This is a genomic window from Streptococcus sp. LYSM12, assembly GCF_004569635.1.
Classification (GTDB): Bacteria; Bacillota; Bacilli; order Lactobacillales; family Streptococcaceae; genus Streptococcus.
The window spans coordinates 1-21373 of sequence record NZ_SPOZ01000012.1; the positions used below are offsets into that span (position 1 = coordinate 1).

A 21373-nucleotide genomic window follows, 5' to 3' on the forward strand; every position below is an offset into this window, starting at 1 on the left:
AACTTTGTTCTATATTTGATATTGAGCAGACATTGGCTAGGGGACTATCTGGATTACAATTGAGACTTGAACAATTCATACTAGCTTATAATTTGAAGTATTTTGAAATCAACTAGCACCACGGGTATCTATCATATACTTTTGAAGCGAAATTCTGAAACATTCCTGTTGTTAAAAATTCAATATTTACATTTGGATTTTTTTCTTTAAATTCACTTAATAATTTATCGTGAACTACTAAATTATCTTGACTATCCTTACTCCACCAGTCTTCTTTTATATCATTCGTAATAAAAATAATATCTTTTACTGATTTTTCAACTGGTAAATCTAATATCTCTTTCCAAACAAATAAATCTCCAAATTTTTCAACTCCATCTTTATTAATGTCCTCATATCCAGGCGGAATTTTATATTTATACCTAAGTTCACCCTCTCTAATAATTTTTAATTGTTCACTAAACCTTATCCTATTACCTATCCTATTATTTTTTTCTAAATATGAAATAAGATTATCTATATCTTTAATTATTTCAGGAGAATCTGTTGTTATTTCATCATATTCAATACCAACACTATTTTTATAAGATTTGATTATTTGTTTTAATTCAACTAACTTGTTATTTAAATCATTCTCCAAATTTTTTCTTCCAAAATAATTATATTTAGATGATTTAATCAAGACACTCTCTAAATTTTTTTGACTCCTTTCAATTACTCTTAGTAAATCTTTTTCAAAATTTTGATACTTTTTTTTCAATTGTCCGAATACGCTATATTTATTTTTATTAAATTCTTTATACACTTGATTCGGAATCCATATTAAATCCTTACACTCCTTGAAAATTTCTAATATGTTTTTGCTACTGTATAATGAATATCGAGCTAAGTCAAGTATTACATTTGTATCTAATACTATTATAGAGGTTTTTCTATTTATTATTTTTTTAAATTTTTCATAATTCAATTAAAGCACCAACCTTATTATTTAATTACATTCACAAAATTATTAAGTTTTTTCCATTTTCTAATCTTAGTCCTAAATGTTCCAAATGGTGCTACTGTATTTACATGGATAAATTTATATACTTCCCAAGTTGCAGTTTTTGTTGCTTCATCTGCCCATTTTCTCATATGTGGTTTAAATAATTCTTCCTCTGTAAGATTATCTATCAAAGAGTAAATATCTTCTATATTCTGTGATAGTTGTTCTTTTAATTCCTTTAACGATTTATGAGCATAGGTATCTGTAAACCATTGATACAATTCTCCAAGTTGATTCCACTTAAATTTGTCAGATGGCGTTTTAACCTCAATTCCCTTTTTTTCATCTTCTTCCCATTTCAAAACTAAAGTTGTCCAACCTACTTGATAGGCAAGATTTTCAGCTGGTGTCCTATCAACTTGATCTACTCTTTTATCTTTTAATTCTTCTGGGATATTATCAAACTCTGAAATATATTTTCCAAAAGTTTTCTTTATCTCATTTTTTAATTCTTCCTTACTTTCATAAGACCTCATATGCCTACCTCCATGGTTTATATAGATATTATACCAAAAATATTTTTATCCTAGGCTTAATTCATAATCTTGTAATCAAACTGTTCCTGTTTATTTTTATTTTATCTCTATTTGTTAAATACTCTTCCACATCAAACAAGTTTTTCTTATCATAATCTTCCAACAACTTGTAATTCTTATGCTTTGTAATATCGAATTTATCAGATAGAAAAGGTCTTACTCCTCTTAACTGATAAATACACTTACCGCCATCCATTACAGTTATTTCATCTTGACTCATAAGTTCCTTGCCAGTTTTTTGGTAATTTAGACCAAAAGATTTTTGATTTGATCTTGTTTCTGATGTGTTATATAGGTCTATAGTTTCTTTTCCTAGGGTTTCTGATAACTCTTTTACTGTTGTTTTTTCTTTTCCTCCTAAAAAGAGTGTAGAGTCACAGTTACCAACTATTGTATCTGCATGGTCTTTATAGATTGCTTTTAATTGAGATTGTGCTTGCAGTATTATACTTGCCGATATTTCTCTTGAACGAATTGTCGCTATTAGTTTCTCAAATTTAGGAATTAATCCTATATTTGCAAACTCATCAAGTAGACATCTAACATGAACTGGAAGTCTTCCGCCATACACATCATCTGCCTTATCACATAGTAGATTAAATAATTGAGAATACATTATTGAAACTACAAAGTTAAAGGTATCGTCAGTATCTGATATTATTACGAATAAAGCAGTTTTCCTATCCCCAATTTTATCGAGTTCTAGTTCATCTTCACTCATTAGTTCTCTAAGCTCTCTTATATCAAAAGGTGCAAGTCTTGCTCCACAAGATATTAGAATTGACTTAGCAGTTTTTCCTGTAACAACTTGTCAAGGACTTTCTAATCATTTTTATCTCCTTTTTGATGTTTTTTCATCTCCATTTCTCTAAGCATTATCCTTTTTAATTTGTCTTGCATGGTTTCCGTTGCATTTTCATTAAAGTGGACAACAACCTCATAGGTTACTTTCCCAATTTTCTTTATCGTCTTTGTTCCTGTATTCTGTTCATTTTTATTTTCTTGCATATAGTTTTCCTCCTGTTTGTTGCAATTAAAAAAGACGATAGATTTTTACTTCTACCGCCTTGCTTAAAGCTCATATAACTGTCTATTCTGTTATCTGCATATTAAATTTTCAAATTCTTATTGTTTAACATTCCACCAAACATTGTATGATACATATCCTTAGAGGATTCTTCTATCTTGGTAATACTTGATATTTTATTTCCTGCGTCCTTTGATGAAGCTCCGCAAAGATAAAAGGCTTCATTTTCTGTTCCATAGTCTATTGCAATATATCTATCGTGATATTTTTTGCCTGCAACCTTCATTTTTAAGTTGATATTTGGATAATCTCTTCTAAAATCATTTAGGATGTTTTTTGTAAGCATATCTTTATTTTTCACATTGTCGCTAAAGACTATAATTTCAACATTGTCTTTTGCAGCTCTTAATAATTCTAAGGTTTTCAAGCCTATATAGTTATCTATTACGTAAATGCTTTTCTTTGCTGACTTATATATTTTTGTATAGGCAACATCCGCTTCAATCTTATCTCCATTCATCAAAAGGAAATGCTTGTAAGTGTCCGGATCGATAAAATTATCCATTACTTTTTTCAAATCTTCTTTAGTAGCCATTTGAGATTTTATTTCTGCAATATCATTTGTGTTTTGGTTGGTTTGAATAGCTATTTGGACTAATTCTTTTGAACCGATAAAATCTTGATTTTCAATAATGAAGTCTTTCATCTGCTTAAATGTTCTAATTAAGGCTCTGCTTTGCCTAATCGCAAGTTCTCCCCTTAATACAGTCATAAGCATATAAATACCTTGTTCCGTAAAGGCATTTGGTAGGTACCTTGAGCCGCCCCAACTTGAGGTGAAATTTTTGCACCTCAAGTTTTCAAACTCATTCTCGGTCAATTGAAACATAAAATCTTCGCCTTCAAACTTTTCAATATTATTTTTTACCTGTCTATTAAAGTTTTTAGTTTCATAACCATATATTTCAGCTAAATCTGCATCAAGCATTACTTTTTGTCCACGAATGAAATATATTTTTTCTTGTATAGTTTTATCATCTACAATAACTATCTCTTTATTTTCATCTGCCATGAAATGCACCTCCAAAATTATCTAAATATCTTTTCCAATCCGCCACGCACTGCGTAGCTTTTTGAAATAAGTCTCATATCTTTTTATATTTTTCTACTCCACCTTCAGCTTTTCCGATGTGTTCTACATTTTTCACAAGTCCCTTATTTACATTTTCATAAAACCATCTGCCAATCAAAGCCGGCGGTGTTGCTATTAACTCTCGTAAAACAAATTCTTTGTCTTTCGGCAAAAAGCTTATTTTATTTAGTAAGGTATTATATAAGTCAACATAACTTGTATTTTCTTGTAAACTGCTACACTTACAATATTCACTAATACTTGGGTAATTACCCTCTATAACTTTTTTAGTTAAAATTTTCAGTTCTTCATCGTTTACTGTAAATTGAATTCGCATTTATATATCCTCTCTTTATAACTGAGTTTATTATCATATCACTGTCATTTTATCATAAATACGATGATTTTTCCATACTGCAATTTTAAGCCCTCACATGATGTTTTCACACTTAGCTATATTCTGATACCTCTTTTGCCATTAACGCTCTAAAAAAGCCTCTCCACCGTCTTATATGAGATTATAAATGTTCTCCCTTGTCATAATCTTCAAGGGTATATACTGTTGATTTACTACACTCCTTTAATTTCCCTTTATCTTGTTCATACCAATGAATTAAGGTCGCATAATGGTCTTTGTAGTTTCTTCCTGTGCTTTGCATATAAGTCGAAAGCTTTTCTATCATTTTCTCCCTATGACCTTGCATTTTATCCTTTAACTTTCCATATTCTTCATCTGTTAAGGAAACATTTTTATATTCTCCGTAAAAAACGGGGGATATTTTTTCTATCTCCCCCTCTTTTTCTAACTCTATATCTATTTCTTTCTCTATATCTCCGTTGCAATTTTGTTGCAAAAGGTTGCAATGTGTTGCATTAGTGTTGCATTGCAACGCTTTTTGTCCTCTCGATTTTCTCGAACGCCTTGTAGACGCTGTTTCTGAACCTATAAGACTTGGGATTTCTGTTAAAAAATACTCGTCATTTTCTGTGATTATCTCCATCAATCCTTGTGCCATAAGATAGTTCACTATAACCATTACATCATCTTCCGTTTCATCAATCGTTAAGGCAAGCTCTTTGATAAAGTCTGTTTCTACTCCATCATAATACAGCTTCCCACTATCTTTTAAGCTAAGTAAAAGCAATTTAAGATAAATGATTGTATAGGTATCTCCTCCTGATATTTTTCTTAGCCTTTTGATTCTCTTATCTGTAAAAAAATCTTCTTTCAATTTTAACCAATAGTATCTTCTGTTGTCTGCCATTTTTATCTTTCCTCCCCTTTATTTTTATAATTTTCTTTAGCCTTTTCTTTTGCTTTTTGTTTGTACTGACCCTTTCTTTCCTCTTGCTCTTGAAATTTTTTCAGTTGTGCAATTACACTTGGTTTATCTCCCCTCTTAATTGCCTTGTCTATCTCTATAGATAAATCTATTCCATACTCGTCACCCACAATCTTTACTGCATATTTGATATGATCTATCTGCTTAAATTCGTCTTGAACTTTAGCTTTATCTTCAGTTAAGTCTTGTATCTCTTTTTCAAGGCTTGATATTTCTTTCTGCCAATCACTCGACTTTATAGCTGATGTTCCAGTAAATTTTTCTATAGTCTTTCTTGCTTTTTTGTAGTTTTCAATTTCATCTTTATGTGAATTGTTAAATTTATCTTTAAGAAAAGTTTTATCTTTATATTCCTGATATACCGCCTTATTTTCTTTGATGATGTCTGCACAAATAAAGCAACGATTTAACTCCTTTATTCTTTGGGTTTTGCTTTGAATATCTTCACTTATCTTTTTACTTTGCTTTGCCAGTTCAAAAACTTTTTCTTGTAGGTCTGCTATGGTTTGAAGATGATTATCTTTTAGATAGTAGATTGCTTTTACAAATCTCTTTAGGTCTGCATTTCCCTTTTTTATCTGTCCATAGTAGGATAGATTTTTTGTTTTTTCTCCCTGTATTTCGTTGTAGATAGAAATATATTCATAAAGGTTAAAGAGTTCTGCTTTGTTCTCCAGTTCATCTTTCTTGGTCTGTTTATACCCATCGTATTTTGCTTGCAGATTTCCAAGTAAAGAGTCTATCCAAGAAGTGATTTCTTTTATCTTGTTCTTGATAGCTTTTACTAAAGAGTTATGTTTTTTTATTTCTCTGTTGATGTTTCCTTTGTCGGTTTCGATTCCTTTTTTCTCTAAGGCACTGGCACTTGCTCCCATGTGAATGGTTGGGATTTCTTCTATCCCTTGCCTTTTGTAGGAACGATGATCCACTCTCTTTTCTTGATGATTTTTTTCTAAATACTGATTACAAAGTCTTGCAAAATTCTCTCTCCATTTCTCTGCGTTTCCTTTATTGTTCCAGTCTGTCAGCTCTACTTTTCTTGTTTTGTAGTTCCCGCTTTTTAGTTTTATCTTTTCTCCATTTTCATCAATTACATATTCTTTTTTGCTTTTTGCCTGCCACTCTCCTTTTTCATTGATTGGTCTGAGGGTAGTCATAATATGTGCATGGATATTATTATTTTCTTCATCACTTTCATCATGGATTGCAAGGTCTGCTATCATTCCTTTTGATACAAAATTTTCTTGTATGAAGTCGGTAATGAGTTTCTTATTTTCTTCAAAGGATAATTCTTTTGGTAAGGCGATAATGAAGTTTCTTGCAAGCTGTGCGTTACTTGCTTTCTCATTTAGTTCAACGCTATTCCATAAAGTAGTTCTATCTTTTAATGCTATGGGAACATTCTCCGGCAAGAAGATTTCTGAATGTAAAAGTCCTTTTTTATTATGATAGTCATGAACTTCTCCATCCCATTCATTTTTGATTTTCTCACAAGAGATATATGCTGCACTTGCAACTGCCGATTTACTTTTTCCTCTGCTTATCATGGAAATATTAAAGTGAAATGTTTCTGCCATCTTCATAAGCTCCTTTCATTTTTTATTTGTTTTTAGGTAAAGGAAAAAAGCAGACAGGCTATTTTTTGTATCTTTTCCTATCTGCTTTATCCGTATATTTTTATTAAGTTTTGGATTTTTTAATACTTGCTAAAATCCCTTAGTTTTTCTAAGGGCGCAATTATACACCCTAAAGGGTGTTTTGCGTTCTGCGAAGCTTTTTGCCCTTGCAGGGAGCTTCTGAAAAAACTAAGTTTTTTTATTCTGTTCACTCAATATCTGTTTCATCTTCCATATCTTTTCCATTTATCATTTCTTCATAGGCTTGTCTGTATTCTTCTGTATCAGTAGCAACTTTAAGTAGTTCTTCTATCTCCTCATTGGCAAACATAAGGGAATTTTCAATTACTCTTTCTACTATCAAGCCTCTTTGTATGAGCCTGTGATTTCTTCTTTTTCGTTCCTTTTCATTTGCCAGTTTTTCTAATTTTTTGCCTTGATTTTGTAATTGTTTCAGCTTTACATCGCACTTTTCTCTTTCTTCCTGAAGTTCAGAAATTTGTTCCTGTACTTCCTGTAATGTTTTTTCTTTCTTCATTTTTAATTCCTCCGTTTTGGTATCTGCTTGTTTCCATAAAGAAAGGTTAAGCACCTTTTTTGACACTTAACCTTTCCAAGTTTTTAGATTTTATCTTCTAAAATCTTTCTCAGTTTTTCTAAAATCCTATCCCTCCTCCCACTGATTGCTTGATGTGTAACTTTCTCTCTTCTGCTGATTGACCTTAGACTTTCTTCTTTGTAGAAGATGGCTTCCATTAGTTCTCGTTCTTCTTTTGTAAGAGTATTTAATGCTTTATGAAGTTCTTCAATTCGCATTTTTACTTCTACAATTTTTTCTAAGTCTATCTTTTCATCTATGATGTTATCTACAAAGTGTCCATCATGATCCAGTGCCGAAAATGGTATTACATTATGCTTCCAATCTTTTCTTTGGAGATACTTTTCATGCTCTGTTATCTTCCAATAGGCTTTGTAGACTTCTTCACTTACAGGTACGGCTTTGCCTTTTACATAAAGGTAATATTCTTTCTTTGCCACTTAGTCATCCTCCTTTTTAAGTTCTCTGTTTTGGTTTTGAGAATAAAAAAGGAGGACTTCTACACTTTGGCGTAAAAAGTCCTCTCGGCTTAAAAACTAATGTTTTATATAATTTTCTATTTGGTCGTTTCTGGTAAAGTATTATTGCTATGTGTAAGCAATTCCAAGAATAAAAAAGGATAATTATATCGTTCTGTGAAAACCGAAACTATAAGTTTTGACATAATTATCCCTCCATTATTTTCCCTCCTAAGTAAATTTATTATTAAATCACTCCTGCTTTTTCAAAATGCTTTTTGAGTATCTTTGTTGCAACGAATGCTCCTATGCAAGCAAGAACAAATGTTATCAAGGCAAAGCCTACTGCCCATGAAACTTTGAAATAAGATAATGCTTCATTTATTTGTGCTTCACTCATTTTCCATTTTGATGCTCTTTCCACAAAAGAAGCTGTTCCGAATAAAATCACAGGAATTACTGTCCCTAAAAAATCCGCTAATGCAAATATCCCATATCCAATAATCATTCGTCCCTTGCTCTCATAATTTCCTATAATCAAATCACATATAATTCCACCGATTACAGCAAAGACTGCATGAGGCAAATGTCCTCCTGACAATGCAATTAAACCAAGAAGCGTTCCTGATATTGTAAATACGCCCTTCTTTTTAACTTTCAAAGCCATAAGGATATAAACGGTAGCAGCTACCATAAAGCTAACTCCTGAAGCAATAAATCCTCCAATCACTGTTGTTGCCATAGCAAATGCAACCGCCATGTATATGACAATTCCAATTGCATTAAAGATTCCGATTGTAATAAAATCACGACCATTTAATTTGTTTTTCATAAAAGTCCTCCTAATAAATTTTCTGTATTACTATCACAAGAGCAATCATCAAAGCTCCTAATAGTCCAATCAACAAATCCGTTGTTCTAAACCTCAATTTTGTTAATGTAACCCTGTTCTCATCACTATCAAGTCCTCTAATGAGTGCTGAAGCTGACAGTTCATCTGAAATCTTAATCATTCTCATTAAAAGCGGAACAAGCGTATATTCAATATATTTAATTGGATGTAGCAAGGGGAAAAATCTACTTGTTACGATTCCTCGAATCTTCATATTCTCTTTTAATGCCTTGAGTTCTATTTTTATAGTTGGTACAAACCTAAGCAAAACACTAAAAGGTATACCAATGCTTCTTGGTACTTTCATTCTATTTAATGCTTCAAGCATTTCACTTACACTTGTAGTCTTTGTTATATATCCACCAAACATAGCAATTAAGGTCATCCTTGATGCAAAGTAAATAAACATATATATTGCAAATACGATACTTGCTTCACAAAACTTTCCAAGCCATAACTCTATGCAGTATAAAATCACAAAAAACAAAATAAAGCGTAATGCTCTTTTCCACATACTGCTGTATACATACAGAAAAAAGGCAAAGAGAATCAGTCCGAAAAGTAGAATTGTATCGCTTATAAAAAAGCTCGTAAATCCAACAATTGGAAGTAGAGTAAGTTTTATTCTCGGATCGACTGTTTTTCTATCCATCAAGTTATCTACCTCCTCTCATCTTGTCCAATATGAGAATTTTATTACTTTCACTCATATTCAAAACACTTTCTATTTTTCCATCTCCCATTACCCAGAGCTTACTCACTGTGTTCGCTAAAAACTCAAAATCATGACTTATTACCAAAACTGTTATCCCTTTTTTTAATTGTTCTTCAATCAGTTTTGCGACTGAAAGCATTGAGTCTTTATCACAACCTGATGTTGGTTCATCATAGATGAAAACTTTTGCCTGTTTCATCATTCCACAAGCTATTGTCAGTCTTTGTTTTTCTCCTCTTGATAAAGCAAACGGATGCTTATCTATATATTTATCTAAGCCAAGAACATTCAAAATAGACTTTGCCTTTTGGGTATTTTCTTTTTTATCTTTATTTGAAATACCAAGCAGCATTTCATCAAGTACACTTTCCGAAAATAACTGATAGTCTGAATCCTGAAATACAAAATATGACATATCCATTAAATCTTTACGATTCAACTCTTTATCTTTTTCCGCCCATATTTTCCCCTCTTTTATCTTCTCAAGTCCTGAAATTACCCTTGCAAAAGTAGTTTTCCCAGTACCATTTAACCCAATAAGACCAATGGCTTTTCCACACTCCATATTGAAATCAAGATGATTTAAGATGTATTGATTTTGCTTATTTCCAACCTTAGTTGCACTTGGGTAACAAAATTTCAAGCCTTTCCCACTGATACTTTCATCATTTAATTGATATAAATCTTTCTTCTCACTTATCCTGTATTCTTTTAATTCAAGAGTTCTTAGTCCATTATCATCCCAAAACTTCCCTTCAAGATGGATAACTTCTTCCCGACTCAAGTCCTGTGCAATCTCTCCATCTTTAACCAAAAGAAAACGGTCAAATAAAGATTTTACATAGTACAAACGATGTTCAATTAGAACAACAGTTGTTCCCTTTTTCTTTAATTTTTCCAAAATTAAAAATAGGTCAAATGTTGCTTTCATATCCAAATTTGCTGAAGGCTCATCTAAAATTAAAACTTTCGGATTCATTGCATAGATGCTTGCAATAGCTATCTTTTGTTTCTGCCCGCTTGATAATTCAAAAACAGATTTTCCTTTCAGTTCCTCAATATCCAGCTCTGCATATACTTCTTCTACTCTCTGTTTGATTTCATATCTTGATTTGCAGATAGTTTGAAGCCCAAAAGCTATTTCTTCATCTGTCGTTGTCGTGAAAAATTGACTTCTTGGATCTTGAAATACAGTACCTACAATACGCCCTATTTCATGAAGCGATAATTTGCTTATATCTTTTCCGGACGCAAAGGCTTCTCCTTGCATTTTGCCTTTGTAATAATGTGGAATAAGACCATTCATTACACTTCCAAGAGTACTTTTACCACTTCCACTTTTCCCTGAAATTAAAACAAATTCACCTTTTTTAATTTCAAGATTGATATTTTTTAAAGCAGTTCGCCCATCTTCCCATTCATAAGAAACATTTTTTAACAAAATCATGATTATACCTCGTACTGAGCTTTCCATAATTTTGTGTAGTAACCATTTTTCGCAAGAAGTTCACCATGCTTTCCTTTTTCAAGTAAATTTCCTTTTTGAAATACGAGAATTTGGTCAGCTTTTTGAATTGTTTTTAAATGATGAGCCACTACAAGTACAGTTCTATTCTTTGCAAGTTCTGTAATAGCATCCTGTATCAAAGATTCATTTACAGGATCAACATTACTTGTCATTTCATCAAGAATTAAAATCGGTGCATCTTTTAGAAAAGCTCTTGCAATAGATATTCTTTGTCTTTGTCCACCTGATAAAATTCCTCCATTTTCGCCAATATCAGTTTCATAACCTTTTGGTAAACTCATAATGAAATCATGTATTCTTGCTTTCTTTGCAGCTTCAATGATTTCCTCTTTTGTAGCTCCTTTTTTACCTACTCTGATATTTTCTTCAATCGTGTTATCAAACAATTGAACATTCTGCATGACAATGCTAATACGGTCTAAAAGCTCATCATAAGGAATATCCCTTATATCAATTCCTCCGAGTGTAATTTTTCCTTTATGCACATCATAAAATCTTAGAAGTAAGTTGGTTATAGTGGTCTTTCCACTACCTGATTCTCCAACTAAGGCTGTCATTGTTTTTTCAGCAATAGAAAAGCTCAATTTTTCCATTTTAAATTCATCTTTTTCATAGGAAAATCCAATGTTATCAAAAGCTATATCATTATCTTTCGGAACAATTCCATTCACTTTATCCGGGATTACATCTGCATATAAAATTCTTGAAAGTCTTTCGTAACTATCTACCGCCGAAACATAGTTCATATAGTGTTGTTCCATAGAAGCGAACGGCTTATAAAACTCTTTTGAAATTACTGCAAAGATAATAAAATTAAGTACATCAAGACTTCCCTTTATAACAAGTATTGCTCCTGCAATTAAAAGAACTAAATATCCAATATCCAGTAAAAACCCAAATATAGATAGCTGTTTTGCCTTGAATCTTGAAGCTACTTTGCTTGTTTCTCCAAACTTTTTTGTCTTGTTCATAAGCTCATTATCCAAGCTTTTATTGTTTGAAAAACTCTTTAGTACAGGTATTCCTCTAACATATTCAACAAATAAGCTAACCATATCAAGAAGTGCTGAATTATTCTGATTCTCTATTCTTTCAGATTGCTTAATTGTCAGATATAGAAAGACAAGTGCAATCGGAACAGATACAGCCATTAGAATAGCAAGTTTGAAATCAATACTTGCAAGACCGATAAATACGACTGCACCTATCAAAAAATCGCCAAACATTCTCGACCACATGTGTCCTACAACAAGAGACATATTATCAACATCTTTGTGTAAAATTGTATTGATCTCTCCCAGTCTTTCATTGGTATAAAATCCCAAACTGAATTTTTTCAATTTAATAATCATGCGTTCTCTGATTTGCTGAACAATATCAAAACCTGCACTATGCTTTTTCATATCTGCAACCATATTACAAATGCCTTTGAATACTACAAGTAACCCAATTGCAATAAAACCTTTATATAAACTTGCTAAACTCGTCCCATCAAATATCTGAAACAGTATAGAAAATACGATAACAATCATGGCTATGGAGCTTAGTCCATAAAGGGCAAAGAATACACTTGATATAATCAAATCTCTCTTGCCGGTTTTTGTAAGCAGCTTTAACATTTCTCTAAACATTTTCTGTTACCACCTCTTTCAAATTCCATCTATCTACCTTGTTCTGTGCTTCAACCATATCCTTATAGAACTCACATCTTTTCATCAACTCTTCATGGCTTCCTGCATCAAGAACAACACCCTTATCCATAACTATAATTTGGTCTGAATCTCTAATTGTGTTTAGATGATGAGCAATTGTAATAATGGTTTTATCCTTGCTTAAATCGTCAATTGCTTCGCCGATTAGTCTTTCATTTTCACTATCAACAGCTGCCATTGCTTCATCTAATATTAAAATCGGTGCATTTTTCAGTATCATTCTTGCTATGGAGATTCTTTGTTTTTCTCCACCAGATAACTTAACTCCCATTTCACCTACTCGTGTTTCATATCCATTTGGCAATGCTGAAATAAAATCATGGCATCTTGCTTTTTTAGCAGCTTCTATGACTTCTTCTTTTGTTGCATTTAGTTTTCCAATTGCTATATTTTCAAAAATACTTAAATCAAAAAGGATAACTTCTTGTTGCACACTACCAATCAGCATTGAGATATTTTCTTGACTATATTCTTTTATATCTTTTCCATTTATCAGTATTTGTCCTTCATCTGCATCCCAAAATCCCATAAGCAAATTAGATACAGTACTTTTCCCACAACCACTTGCTCCTACAAAGGCGTTCAAACTATTTTTCTTAAAATTCAAATTGATATTTTTAAGCTCAAAGCTATCTTTTCCGTATGCAAAATTCACATCTTTAAATTCTATATTTCCAAATTCTAAACCTTGTTCTGTCTTTTTCTTTGGAAGCGGAACTGTTAAAACTTTTCCAATCGCCTTTAGTGCTTCCTTAAACACAATAGAAAAATGTTGCAATGTAGCCGTCTTACTTATAGATGCAGTAAAAGCAGACGATAAAATAATGGCAAGTATAAAATTAGGGGTTGTAATATTTCCATAGTAAAGAAATATACTTCCCAAAATCATGACAATAACTACTCCAATTTCCATAAATATGTCAATGAGTCCCATTGGAATTGTAATTGCTCCCATGCTCTTTTTAACCCAGTAAATATATTCTCTTGCCGTTTTTAATGTTCTTTCACTAATCTCCTCTTCTTTAGCAAAAGCCTTAATCACAGAAATATTTTTTACATATTCCATTAGCTCTTCTCTCATCTTATTTTCATGGTTAAAGTAAATAGCAAAGTTTTTATCCATTGTTTTCTGTGAAAGAACTTTTACCAAATACATGAGTGGAACTCCAGCAATCATTCCAAGAGCAAGACGCCAATCAACAAAAATCATAGCTACAAAAATAATGGTAGGCAGAAGTGTAACTGCCATTATTTCAGGAAGACCATGGGCAAGGTATACTTCCACTTGCTCTACATCATGTTGAACAATGTTGGTAAGCTCTCCTGTATTATGTTCTTTAAAGAATCCCAAACTTAGTTTTTTCAGATGACCGATAATATCTAACCTAAGTTCTGTTAATTTTTCGTATGCTTTCTCATGGGCAACCTTTGTTGCAAAATAATAAAACACTCCTTTTAATACAAACGATATAAAGATTCCCAAGAATATATACTTTAAATTACCTTCGTTAATATTGTTTGTGATTAAAGAACTAATCAAATATACAAGTAAGATTTGTGGTATCAAATCAAATACTATTTTTAAAGCAAGAAGTGAATTGGATAAACTATTTTTCCCAATCACTTTTTTCCTTAATTCTTTTTCCGGCATGAACAACTCTCCTTTCAAAATTGAATAATATTGAATTTCAATTCAGTATTAAGGTTTAAAGTAAGACTTTGCTGATTACGCAAAGTCTATTTTATCCGATCACTATATTTTTTTAAATTACTGTATCAGCAAATCAAAAATTATAGCACAATCTTTTTCCATTTTCTAATCTTAGTTCTAAACGTTCCAAAAGGGGCAACCGTATTAACATGAATAAACTTATAAACTTCCCATGTCGCTGTTTTAGTAGCTTCATCAGCCCATTTTCTCATATGCGGTTGAAATAATTCTTCTTCACTTAGTGTATCAATCATTGTATAGATAGATATAATATTTTCTTTCAATCGTTTCTTTAATTCTTCTATCGATAAATGAGCATAAGTATCGGTAAACCACTGATATAATTCTCCAAGTTGATTCCATTTAAACATATCCGACGGTGTCTTTACTTCAAAACCGTTTTTCTCATCTTTTTCCCATTTCAAAACTAATGTTGTCCATCCGAGTTGATAAGCAAGATTTTCTGCTGGTGTTCTGTCAACTTCAGGGACTCTCTTATCTTTGAGAGATTCAGGAATAATATCAAATTCAGAAATATACTTTTCAAAACTTTTATTTATCTCAGATTTCAGTTCTTCTTTATCTTTATATATCTTCAAAATATCTCCTCCAAAAATTTAAATTTATCGCATTTAAATATCAAATCAACTTACAATGATTCCACTCCCTTGTAATAACACTTTGCAATAAGTTTTAGCATATCTTTTGCCCACTTTTCACTTTGATAATGCCTTGCTATTTCAAGAAGTCCCTCTGTAAAGTTACTGGCTAAAATATGGGCAAGCATTGGATCATATTCCTGTTTCGATTGTCTTTTTAAACTTACTTCAATATGAACCTGCATTTGCGATATGAGTTTTTGTTTTGCTTCTGTATGCTTTGTACCTGAGCTTTCATCCATTAAAATAATTAACTTCTTACGATCTTTTAAAAGTTCATGAATATAATTTTCTCCAACTTCATCAAACCTTTCAGAAGCAGAACCTTTTTCCAAAGATTCTTCCTCATTAAAAGCTGACTCGAAGTTTATATAAACAGAACTTACTACTGCATCAAACAAAACTGCCTTATTTTTGAAATAGGTATAAATTAGTGCCACAGGAATATCTGCTTCTTTTGCAATTTCTGTTAATTTGGCACCTCTATAATCCTTTTTATAAAATACTTTTTCTGCTGCTTCGAGTATTCTATTTCTAACTTCTTCTTTTAATACTTGTGCCATAGCACACCTCTTTCTATTCCAATACTGAATATATATTTAATAATAAATCAAAATTCAATATTTGTCAAGATAGGTTTAAATATTTGTTTTTATATACTCACTCACCGGTATCCCCACTCTTTTCAAAACCTTTATTTTCTCCTGTTTCTTCTGTTCTCTCCTTGCCTTATATTTATCTTCATACTCTTTCTGTTTTCCGCTTGCTTTTCGTTTCAGGTAATTTTGATGTAGCTTGTCTTTTCTTTTCTTTATTTTTCTTTCTTCTTCCTCAAGTTTTTGTTTTTCTTCATCACTTAACTCCGCCTGTGGCAGTTCATAATTGCCTATGAAATTAAAGTAAATTTCTATCTTTTGCTTTGATGTCTGACTTCCTTTTCTATCTCTTTCATGTACGACAATCTTTTCTACAAACTCATTTATCATTGTGGTTGTAAGTTCATCAAAGTTTTCATAACGACTGATAAGAGATATAAATTTTTTAGCTCTGTCTGTTTCTTTTTCATATCTTGATACCTGCTGCTCCAAATCCTTAATTTCTTTACTTAAAGTTATCTGCTCCGTTTCATATTGGTTATTTAGTATTTCATATCTGCTATTTGGTATTTTGTTAAGGATCATATCTTCATAGATACGACACATCAGTCTTTCTAATTCCTGTAATCTTCCTTTGCTGTCAATAAGCCTTGTGCGTTTCTTTTCTATCTCTATTTTTTCCTTTTCTTCCATTTCATTTTGAATGGAACGGATAAAGGCTTCATTATCTTCATTAAGGTATTTTTTAATATCTTTTAGTGTTTCCCTAATAAGGTTTAAGACCGCTTCTGCTTTTATTCTGTGTGCTGATGGACAAAGTGTGCCACAAGGTGTTTTGGTATAGGCACTGCAAGTGTAATAGGGAATATTCTTATAATTGCTTGTTCTATGAACATACATCTTGCTCCCACAATCTGCACAATGCATTAGTCCTGTGAGTGGGTGATATTCTCCCCAACCGTCAGGATACCTTTTTACATTTCCTCTTATCCTTTGCACATTATCAAAGGTTTCTTGGTCTATGATTGGCTCGTGTGTATTTTCAAAAATAAGCCAGTTATCCTCGGATACATATTTGCTTTTCTTGTCCTTGAAGTGCTTTCTTGTTTTGAAATTGACTGTATGCCCCAAGTATTCCTGTTTCTTTAAAATGCTTGCTATTGTTGAGCTGCACCAACGATAGGGATGTTCAAAGTTTTTGCTTTGATATAGTCCATAGCCTAATTTCTGTTGATGATAGGCGGGTATATCTACTTTTTCACTCTCCAATATCTTTGCTATTCGATACGGACCATTGCCTTGCATGGTCAGGTTAAATATTCGCCTTACTATCTCTGCTGCTTTTTCATCTACTATCCATTTGTTTTTATCTTTTTCATCTTTGATATAGCCATAAGGCGGTGTGCTTGCAGTATGTTTCCCACTTTCGCCTTTTGACCTGAAAGTCGATTGTATTTTTCTTGATGTATCTCTTGCATACCATTCATTCATGATATTTCTAAAGGGAGTAAAATCATCTTCTCTGTAAAAACTATCTACATTATCATTGATAGCGATTAGTCTTACGCCCTTTTGTCTTAGTATCTCCATACATTGACCGACTTTGAGATAATCTCTGCCAAGTCTGCTCATATCTTTTACAATGATACAACCAATATTTCCTTGATTGACTCCGTTCATCATTGCCATAAATCCCGGTCTGTCAAACTGCGTTCCGCTGATTCCGTCATCTGTAAAGTGAATGATGTTTGACAGGTTATTTTTGCTTGCGTATTCTTCCAGTATTTTTTTCTGATTGATGATGGAGTTACTTTCTCCTTGCAGTTCATCATCACGACTTAATCTCTCATAGAGTGCTGTTATCTTTTCAAAATTCCTCATTTTTACCCCCTTTCTCTTAATTTTTCAATAAAAAAAGAATTAAGAAGTACATATTTCACTAAAATAGTGATTAAGTGTTCTCCTTAATTCTATTACTCCTGCTGCTAACTTATATTTCTTGTATTGCTTAACTGCAAAATGACTTGGATCTTTCTTTTCAAGAGCTTCAAAGAGCCTATCAATTGGGTTCATATAGGTTTCGTCATCTTCTCTGACCTCACTTGCGTCAATCATATCCAAAAGTGTTTTAAAGTTCTTTTCTTCCTCTGGTGCTTCATAATAGATATAGCCGATAAGGGCAGTGTAATATAGCTTCTCAGCCTTTACCCAGAAATCTTCTCCTGCCTTTTCTCCATCTCCCTTGGTGTTGGCTATAATTGTTTGAACAAGTTTTAAAATATCTTTTTCACTTCTCAAATATGCAAAGGGATTGTATTTCATAGATTTTTTGAAATTTATTGTGTTCAAAATTTTTATGTCATATCCATTTTCATAAAGCATTTTTCCACACTCTAACACAAGTGTGCCTTTAGGGTCTGTTACTACATAGGAAGAGTGCATTTGCATTAGATTTGGCTTTACATAAAATCTTGTCTTACCTGACCCAGAACCTCCTATTACTAATACATTTTTATTTCTAGCATATTTGGGATTTTTAGGTCTTGAGTTCATTGTAAGTCTTTCAGTATTAGTTATTAGTACATTATTTTCAAACTTAGGGTCAATGTATGGAGCAATATCCTTACTTTCTCCCCATCTTGCAGATCCATACTCTTTACCTTGCCTATATTTCTTCTTATTTTTACCTTTGCTATAAACAATTAGCTTAACAAGACCAGCAACTGAAATACCTACTAACAAGTCCCTTGGATTAAGGCTTGGTATATAAGATAAAGTTCCTATATCAGAAATTCCTACCATTATTCTATCAATAATATCTCCTCCAACATAGGAATTGATGTGCTTAAAAAAGATATTTCCAATGTAGAAAAAGGATAGATAAGGAATGTTTGCTAATATAAATTTCTTTGGGTTGTCTATTTTAATTAATTTTTTAATATCAGAAAGAATGGCTTCTAATATCTTATTCATCGTAGAAACCTTCACTATCTAATAAAATTAGTAGGTAGTGTCTTCCCTTTGGCGTTATAAATGTTTGTATTCCCACAAGTGTACCTAGTGAATCAACCCATTCTTTTACTTCAAAATATCCCTTGTTCTTATCAGCATAAGGTAGAAGTTTCTTTTTCTTATCTCTATAAATTAATCCCTTATCCATTAGAAAACTTATAAATTGATTTTGTGGTATCCCTAACTCTTTGGCAGTATTTCTAAAGTTTGTAAGTAGGTTATAATCTACTAATTTGTCATAATAGTCTGCCTTTGGTCTTAATTCTTCAATCTCTTCTTCTCTTTCGGCAATAATTCTATTGGCTACCAGAATTGCATCTGCAAGTAACTCTTCGTTAGTTTTCTTTTCTTGCCCTACAATATATCCTCCGTTTTTTCTAATACTAGGTAAGACTTCTCTAGTTACCCAAGCTTTGAATATTTTTGCTTGTGGTAGTTTTGATGAGAGGATAAGTGAATACAATCCTGATTCATTAATTATTGAAATATTCTGTATTCCTCCAGGGGTGTTCCATTTCGTTACACCCTTATCTTCTTCATCTACATGGTCATAAATAGCTTTTCTAGGATTGACATATCCCAACATAGTTGCTACTTCATTTGCTATAAAGAAAAACTCACCGTCTTTTTCTAAAACAGTGAGTTTCCCAAAATTCTTATTTTCAAATGTTTTTAAATTACTTATCATAAGCTTTGCTCCTTATGTTTATTTTTAACTTTATCTTTGCTAATGGTGTCCTTAGCCATATCTTTAAACTTATTTATAGTCTTCGTTATTGAATCTTTTCTATCGGCCTTTCTTTCAGAAGCCTTAACTGCTTTTTTAAAGGCATGTTCCATCACCTTTATATCCTTAGATTGAAAAAACACAGAGTGGTTGCCAGTTTCCTTATCTTTCATAACAGAAAACTTCACTCCGTGTTTATTTAAAATTTTCTTTAATTCTTTTAACTCAGGATCTTTTAGATTAATTTCTTCTAACTGTCCCTTTTTAACCATATCCTTTAGCTTTACTTCTTCTCCGTTATTTCTTATTACATTTTTCAAGCCTCCTTGTTCTTCTATTTGCTTGTGTACTTTCTTTAAGGCATCAAGAATTGCTTTACTTGTTGCTTTTGCAAGTCTTACTTCAAGATTAAGACTTGACCTAGATACTTCTTCATTAATCATCTATTCCACCTCCATATAAAAGTAACTCTTTGTATTTTCTTAACTTCTCTTGATGGATTTTTCTTCTAAAATCTTCTCCCGTAACTTTAACTGGAATTGTCATTTCAAGTATTCTTGAATATATCCTCTGATACTCAAGGTCAATATTAGGATTTTGAATAATTTCCAATGATAAGTTTGTAGTAAAAATTGTCGGCTTACCCTTTAAGTATCTTGAGTTTATAATGTTATATACTTGTTCTCTTGCATAAGATGTATCCCTTTCAATTCCAAGGTCATCTAAGATTAACAATGGAATATTAGAGAGGTTACTGATAATTTCATTTGAATCTAGCTTAAATGCTGATTTTTGTATTTGGTTTATAACCTGAGATAAATTCATAATCTTAACTTTAACTTGCTTTCTTTCGATTAATTCATTTGCAATTGAACAAGCAAGATAAGTCTTCCCACTACCGACATCTCCATAAAATAAAAGTCCAACATTGTCTTCCTTCATTTGCTCAAAACTTTTGGCATAATTATAGGCAACCTTGTAGGCTTGACCTTTTTCATTTAAGTATTTCTCAAAATTATATTGGTGCTGGATATGCGATGAGAAGCAATCTCTTTTCAATGACGATATTTTCATCAGTCTTTCTCTTTCTTCATTTTCCTTATCTCTTTTTATTTCACATTCACATTTAATTCTGGGAATAAACTTTGTAAATCCAAGGTCAACTAATTCTCCATCTACTCTTTTACCACAGACCTTGCAATAAATATGTCCATTTCTTTCAATATCATTTTCTCTTAATACAAAATCTTTTAATCTTTTCATAAACTCTCCCCTATATCGTAATTCATTTTCCTTGTTGCATTGTCATTAATATTTTTTGCCTGATCATTAAGATACCAATTGATTATCGTTGCCTTGTGGTCTTGATACACTCTGTTATTTGCTTTCATATATGACGAGAGCCTATCAATGTATTCACTAATTCTGCTTCCTAACTCATTTGTTAAGTCCTTATATTCTTCAGCAGTCAAAAATATGTTTTTATATATTCCATAAGGTTTTTGCCCTTTACTAAAATCATTATTTCTTAACTCATTATTACTAATATTGTTATAGTTACCTTCCGATTTTCGAAAATCTTGACTTTCGATATTCGAATCTCTTGAATTTCGATTATCGAACTTCTGGAATTTTGTTTTTCGAACTTCTTGATTTTTTAATTCCATATTATTAAATATGCTCATAAAATCTTTAACATAAATTCTGTTAGGCTTTCCAAGTCCTTGTCTTTTCTTTTCAATAAGTCCTATTCCTGATTTAATATCAAGTTCAGCTATTAATTTATTTGCTTTTTCACTCGCACAATTAAATTGATCTTTTATACTTTCAATTGTGTAGTAAATAAAGACTTTTCCATCTTCATCTATCCAGCCATTTTTATATGAAATACCCATTCGATTAAGCATATATGAATACAAAACTTTAGCTTCAATAGAAATGCTCTCAAAAATCTCATCTTCCATTAATACCATAGGTAACCTAATGAAGTTATACATTTCAGATTGCCTATTATAAAAATAATCAAAATTCATCCTTACCTCCTTTCTTTGAAATAAAAAAGACGA

General features: G+C 31.8%; 21 protein-coding genes and 3 pseudogenes. 1 reads left to right on the forward strand and 23 read right to left on the reverse strand.

Translation table 11 applies throughout. The features are described 5' to 3' along the window. Positions 1 to 116, forward strand: a pseudogene (locus E4T79_RS04990) (IS982 family transposase); the annotation flags it as partial. Here E4T79_RS04990 and E4T79_RS04995 read toward each other — a convergent pair. The 23 genes and pseudogenes from E4T79_RS04995 to E4T79_RS05105 all read right to left on the reverse strand — a co-directional run bounded on the left by E4T79_RS04995 (position 113) and on the right by E4T79_RS05105 (position 21340). Beyond that, positions 113 to 967, reverse strand: coding sequence for a PIN-like domain-containing protein (locus tag E4T79_RS04995; protein ID WP_228063798.1), 855 nt, complete (start codon positions 965 to 967; stop codon positions 113 to 115). The pseudogene E4T79_RS04990 and the gene E4T79_RS04995 overlap by 4 nt on opposite strands. A gap of 17 nt (positions 968 to 984) precedes the next feature. After that, a complete protein-coding gene (locus E4T79_RS05000; protein WP_001258251.1) occupies positions 985 to 1521 on the reverse strand; it encodes a ClbS/DfsB family four-helix bundle protein in 537 nt (178 codons plus the stop codon). Between the two features lie 61 nt (positions 1522 to 1582). Continuing rightward, positions 1583 to 2380, reverse strand: a pseudogene (locus E4T79_RS05005) (VirD4-like conjugal transfer protein, CD1115 family); the annotation flags it as partial. Positions 2381 to 2403: 23 nt separating this feature from the next. Further along, on the reverse strand, positions 2404 to 2589 hold the full coding sequence (locus E4T79_RS05010) for a transposon-encoded TnpW family protein (protein WP_028078917.1): 186 nt from the start codon (positions 2587 to 2589) through the stop codon (positions 2404 to 2406). A gap of 101 nt (positions 2590 to 2690) precedes the next feature. After that, positions 2691 to 3680: an ORF6N domain-containing protein gene (locus E4T79_RS05015; RefSeq protein WP_002838522.1), complete on the reverse strand. Its 990-nt coding sequence runs from the start codon at positions 3678 to 3680 to the stop codon at positions 2691 to 2693. 73 nt (positions 3681 to 3753) lie between these two features. Beyond that, a complete protein-coding gene (locus E4T79_RS05020) occupies positions 3754 to 4077 on the reverse strand; it encodes a hypothetical protein (RefSeq protein WP_028078916.1) in 324 nt (107 codons plus the stop codon). A 181-nt stretch (positions 4078 to 4258) separates the two neighbouring features. Then, the gene (locus E4T79_RS05025; protein WP_065355236.1) at positions 4259 to 5005 is read right to left on the reverse strand and encodes a phage replisome organizer N-terminal domain-containing protein; all 747 of its coding nucleotides are present in this window, start codon (positions 5003 to 5005) and stop codon (positions 4259 to 4261) included. Between the two features lie 2 nt (positions 5006 to 5007). Next, the gene (mobQ, locus tag E4T79_RS05030; protein ID WP_049691251.1) at positions 5008 to 6660 is read right to left on the reverse strand and encodes a MobQ family relaxase; all 1653 of its coding nucleotides are present in this window, start codon (positions 6658 to 6660) and stop codon (positions 5008 to 5010) included. A gap of 247 nt (positions 6661 to 6907) precedes the next feature. Next, positions 6908 to 7237: a DUF3847 domain-containing protein gene (locus tag E4T79_RS05035; RefSeq protein WP_028078447.1), complete on the reverse strand. Its 330-nt coding sequence runs from the start codon at positions 7235 to 7237 to the stop codon at positions 6908 to 6910. 83 nt (positions 7238 to 7320) lie between these two features. After that, positions 7321 to 7737, reverse strand: coding sequence for a sigma-70 family RNA polymerase sigma factor (locus E4T79_RS05040; RefSeq protein ID WP_001074477.1), 417 nt, complete (start codon positions 7735 to 7737; stop codon positions 7321 to 7323). A 265-nt stretch (positions 7738 to 8002) separates the two neighbouring features. Next, positions 8003 to 8587 (reverse strand): MptD family putative ECF transporter S component, encoded by a 585-nt coding sequence (locus tag E4T79_RS05045; RefSeq protein ID WP_000791747.1) that lies wholly within the window; start codon positions 8585 to 8587, stop codon positions 8003 to 8005. 10 nt (positions 8588 to 8597) lie between these two features. Beyond that, positions 8598 to 9302: an energy-coupling factor transporter transmembrane component T gene (locus tag E4T79_RS05050; protein ID WP_025194627.1), complete on the reverse strand. Its 705-nt coding sequence runs from the start codon at positions 9300 to 9302 to the stop codon at positions 8598 to 8600. 1 nt (position 9303) lies between these two features. Then, positions 9304 to 10809: an ATP-binding cassette domain-containing protein gene (locus tag E4T79_RS05055; protein ID WP_028078446.1), complete on the reverse strand. Its 1506-nt coding sequence runs from the start codon at positions 10807 to 10809 to the stop codon at positions 9304 to 9306. Between the two features lie 2 nt (positions 10810 to 10811). After that, positions 10812 to 12521, reverse strand: a complete 1710-nt coding sequence (locus tag E4T79_RS05060) for an ABC transporter ATP-binding protein (protein ID WP_004837644.1) — start codon at positions 12519 to 12521, stop codon at positions 10812 to 10814. Continuing rightward, a complete protein-coding gene (locus tag E4T79_RS05065) occupies positions 12514 to 14253 on the reverse strand; it encodes an ABC transporter ATP-binding protein (RefSeq protein ID WP_001114256.1) in 1740 nt (579 codons plus the stop codon). Before E4T79_RS05065 ends, E4T79_RS05060 begins: the two co-directional genes overlap by 8 nt. A 140-nt stretch (positions 14254 to 14393) precedes the next feature. After that, positions 14394 to 14912: a ClbS/DfsB family four-helix bundle protein gene (locus E4T79_RS05070; protein ID WP_000708365.1), complete on the reverse strand. Its 519-nt coding sequence runs from the start codon at positions 14910 to 14912 to the stop codon at positions 14394 to 14396. Between the two features lie 50 nt (positions 14913 to 14962). Then, complete coding sequence (locus tag E4T79_RS05075; protein WP_135028321.1) at positions 14963 to 15535, reverse strand: TetR/AcrR family transcriptional regulator; 573 nt, start codon at positions 15533 to 15535, stop codon at positions 14963 to 14965. A 75-nt stretch (positions 15536 to 15610) separates the two neighbouring features. Then, positions 15611 to 17449: a recombinase family protein gene (locus tag E4T79_RS05080; RefSeq protein WP_001243446.1), complete on the reverse strand. Its 1839-nt coding sequence runs from the start codon at positions 17447 to 17449 to the stop codon at positions 15611 to 15613. 96 nt (positions 17450 to 17545) lie between these two features. Then, positions 17546 to 18541 (reverse strand): annotated as a pseudogene (locus tag E4T79_RS05085) (type IV secretory system conjugative DNA transfer family protein); the annotation flags it as partial. Continuing rightward, a complete protein-coding gene (locus E4T79_RS05090; RefSeq protein WP_135028324.1) occupies positions 18534 to 19268 on the reverse strand; it encodes a BRO family protein in 735 nt (244 codons plus the stop codon). The pseudogene E4T79_RS05085 and the gene E4T79_RS05090, both read right to left, overlap by 8 nt. Then, the gene (locus E4T79_RS05095; RefSeq protein WP_135028325.1) at positions 19265 to 19750 is read right to left on the reverse strand and encodes a PcfB family protein; all 486 of its coding nucleotides are present in this window, start codon (positions 19748 to 19750) and stop codon (positions 19265 to 19267) included. The genes E4T79_RS05090 and E4T79_RS05095 overlap by 4 nt, the downstream gene beginning before the upstream one ends. Further along, entirely contained in the window at positions 19743 to 20570 is an 828-nt protein-coding gene (locus E4T79_RS05100) for an ATP-binding protein (RefSeq protein ID WP_135028327.1), read from the reverse strand. The genes E4T79_RS05095 and E4T79_RS05100 overlap by 8 nt, the downstream gene beginning before the upstream one ends. Next, positions 20567 to 21340 carry a replication initiator protein A gene (locus E4T79_RS05105; protein WP_135028330.1) on the reverse strand — a complete coding sequence of 258 codons (774 nt, stop codon included), beginning with the start codon at positions 21338 to 21340 and terminating at the stop codon, positions 20567 to 20569. The genes E4T79_RS05100 and E4T79_RS05105 overlap by 4 nt, the downstream gene beginning before the upstream one ends. Positions 21341 to 21373: the final 33 nt, after the last annotated feature.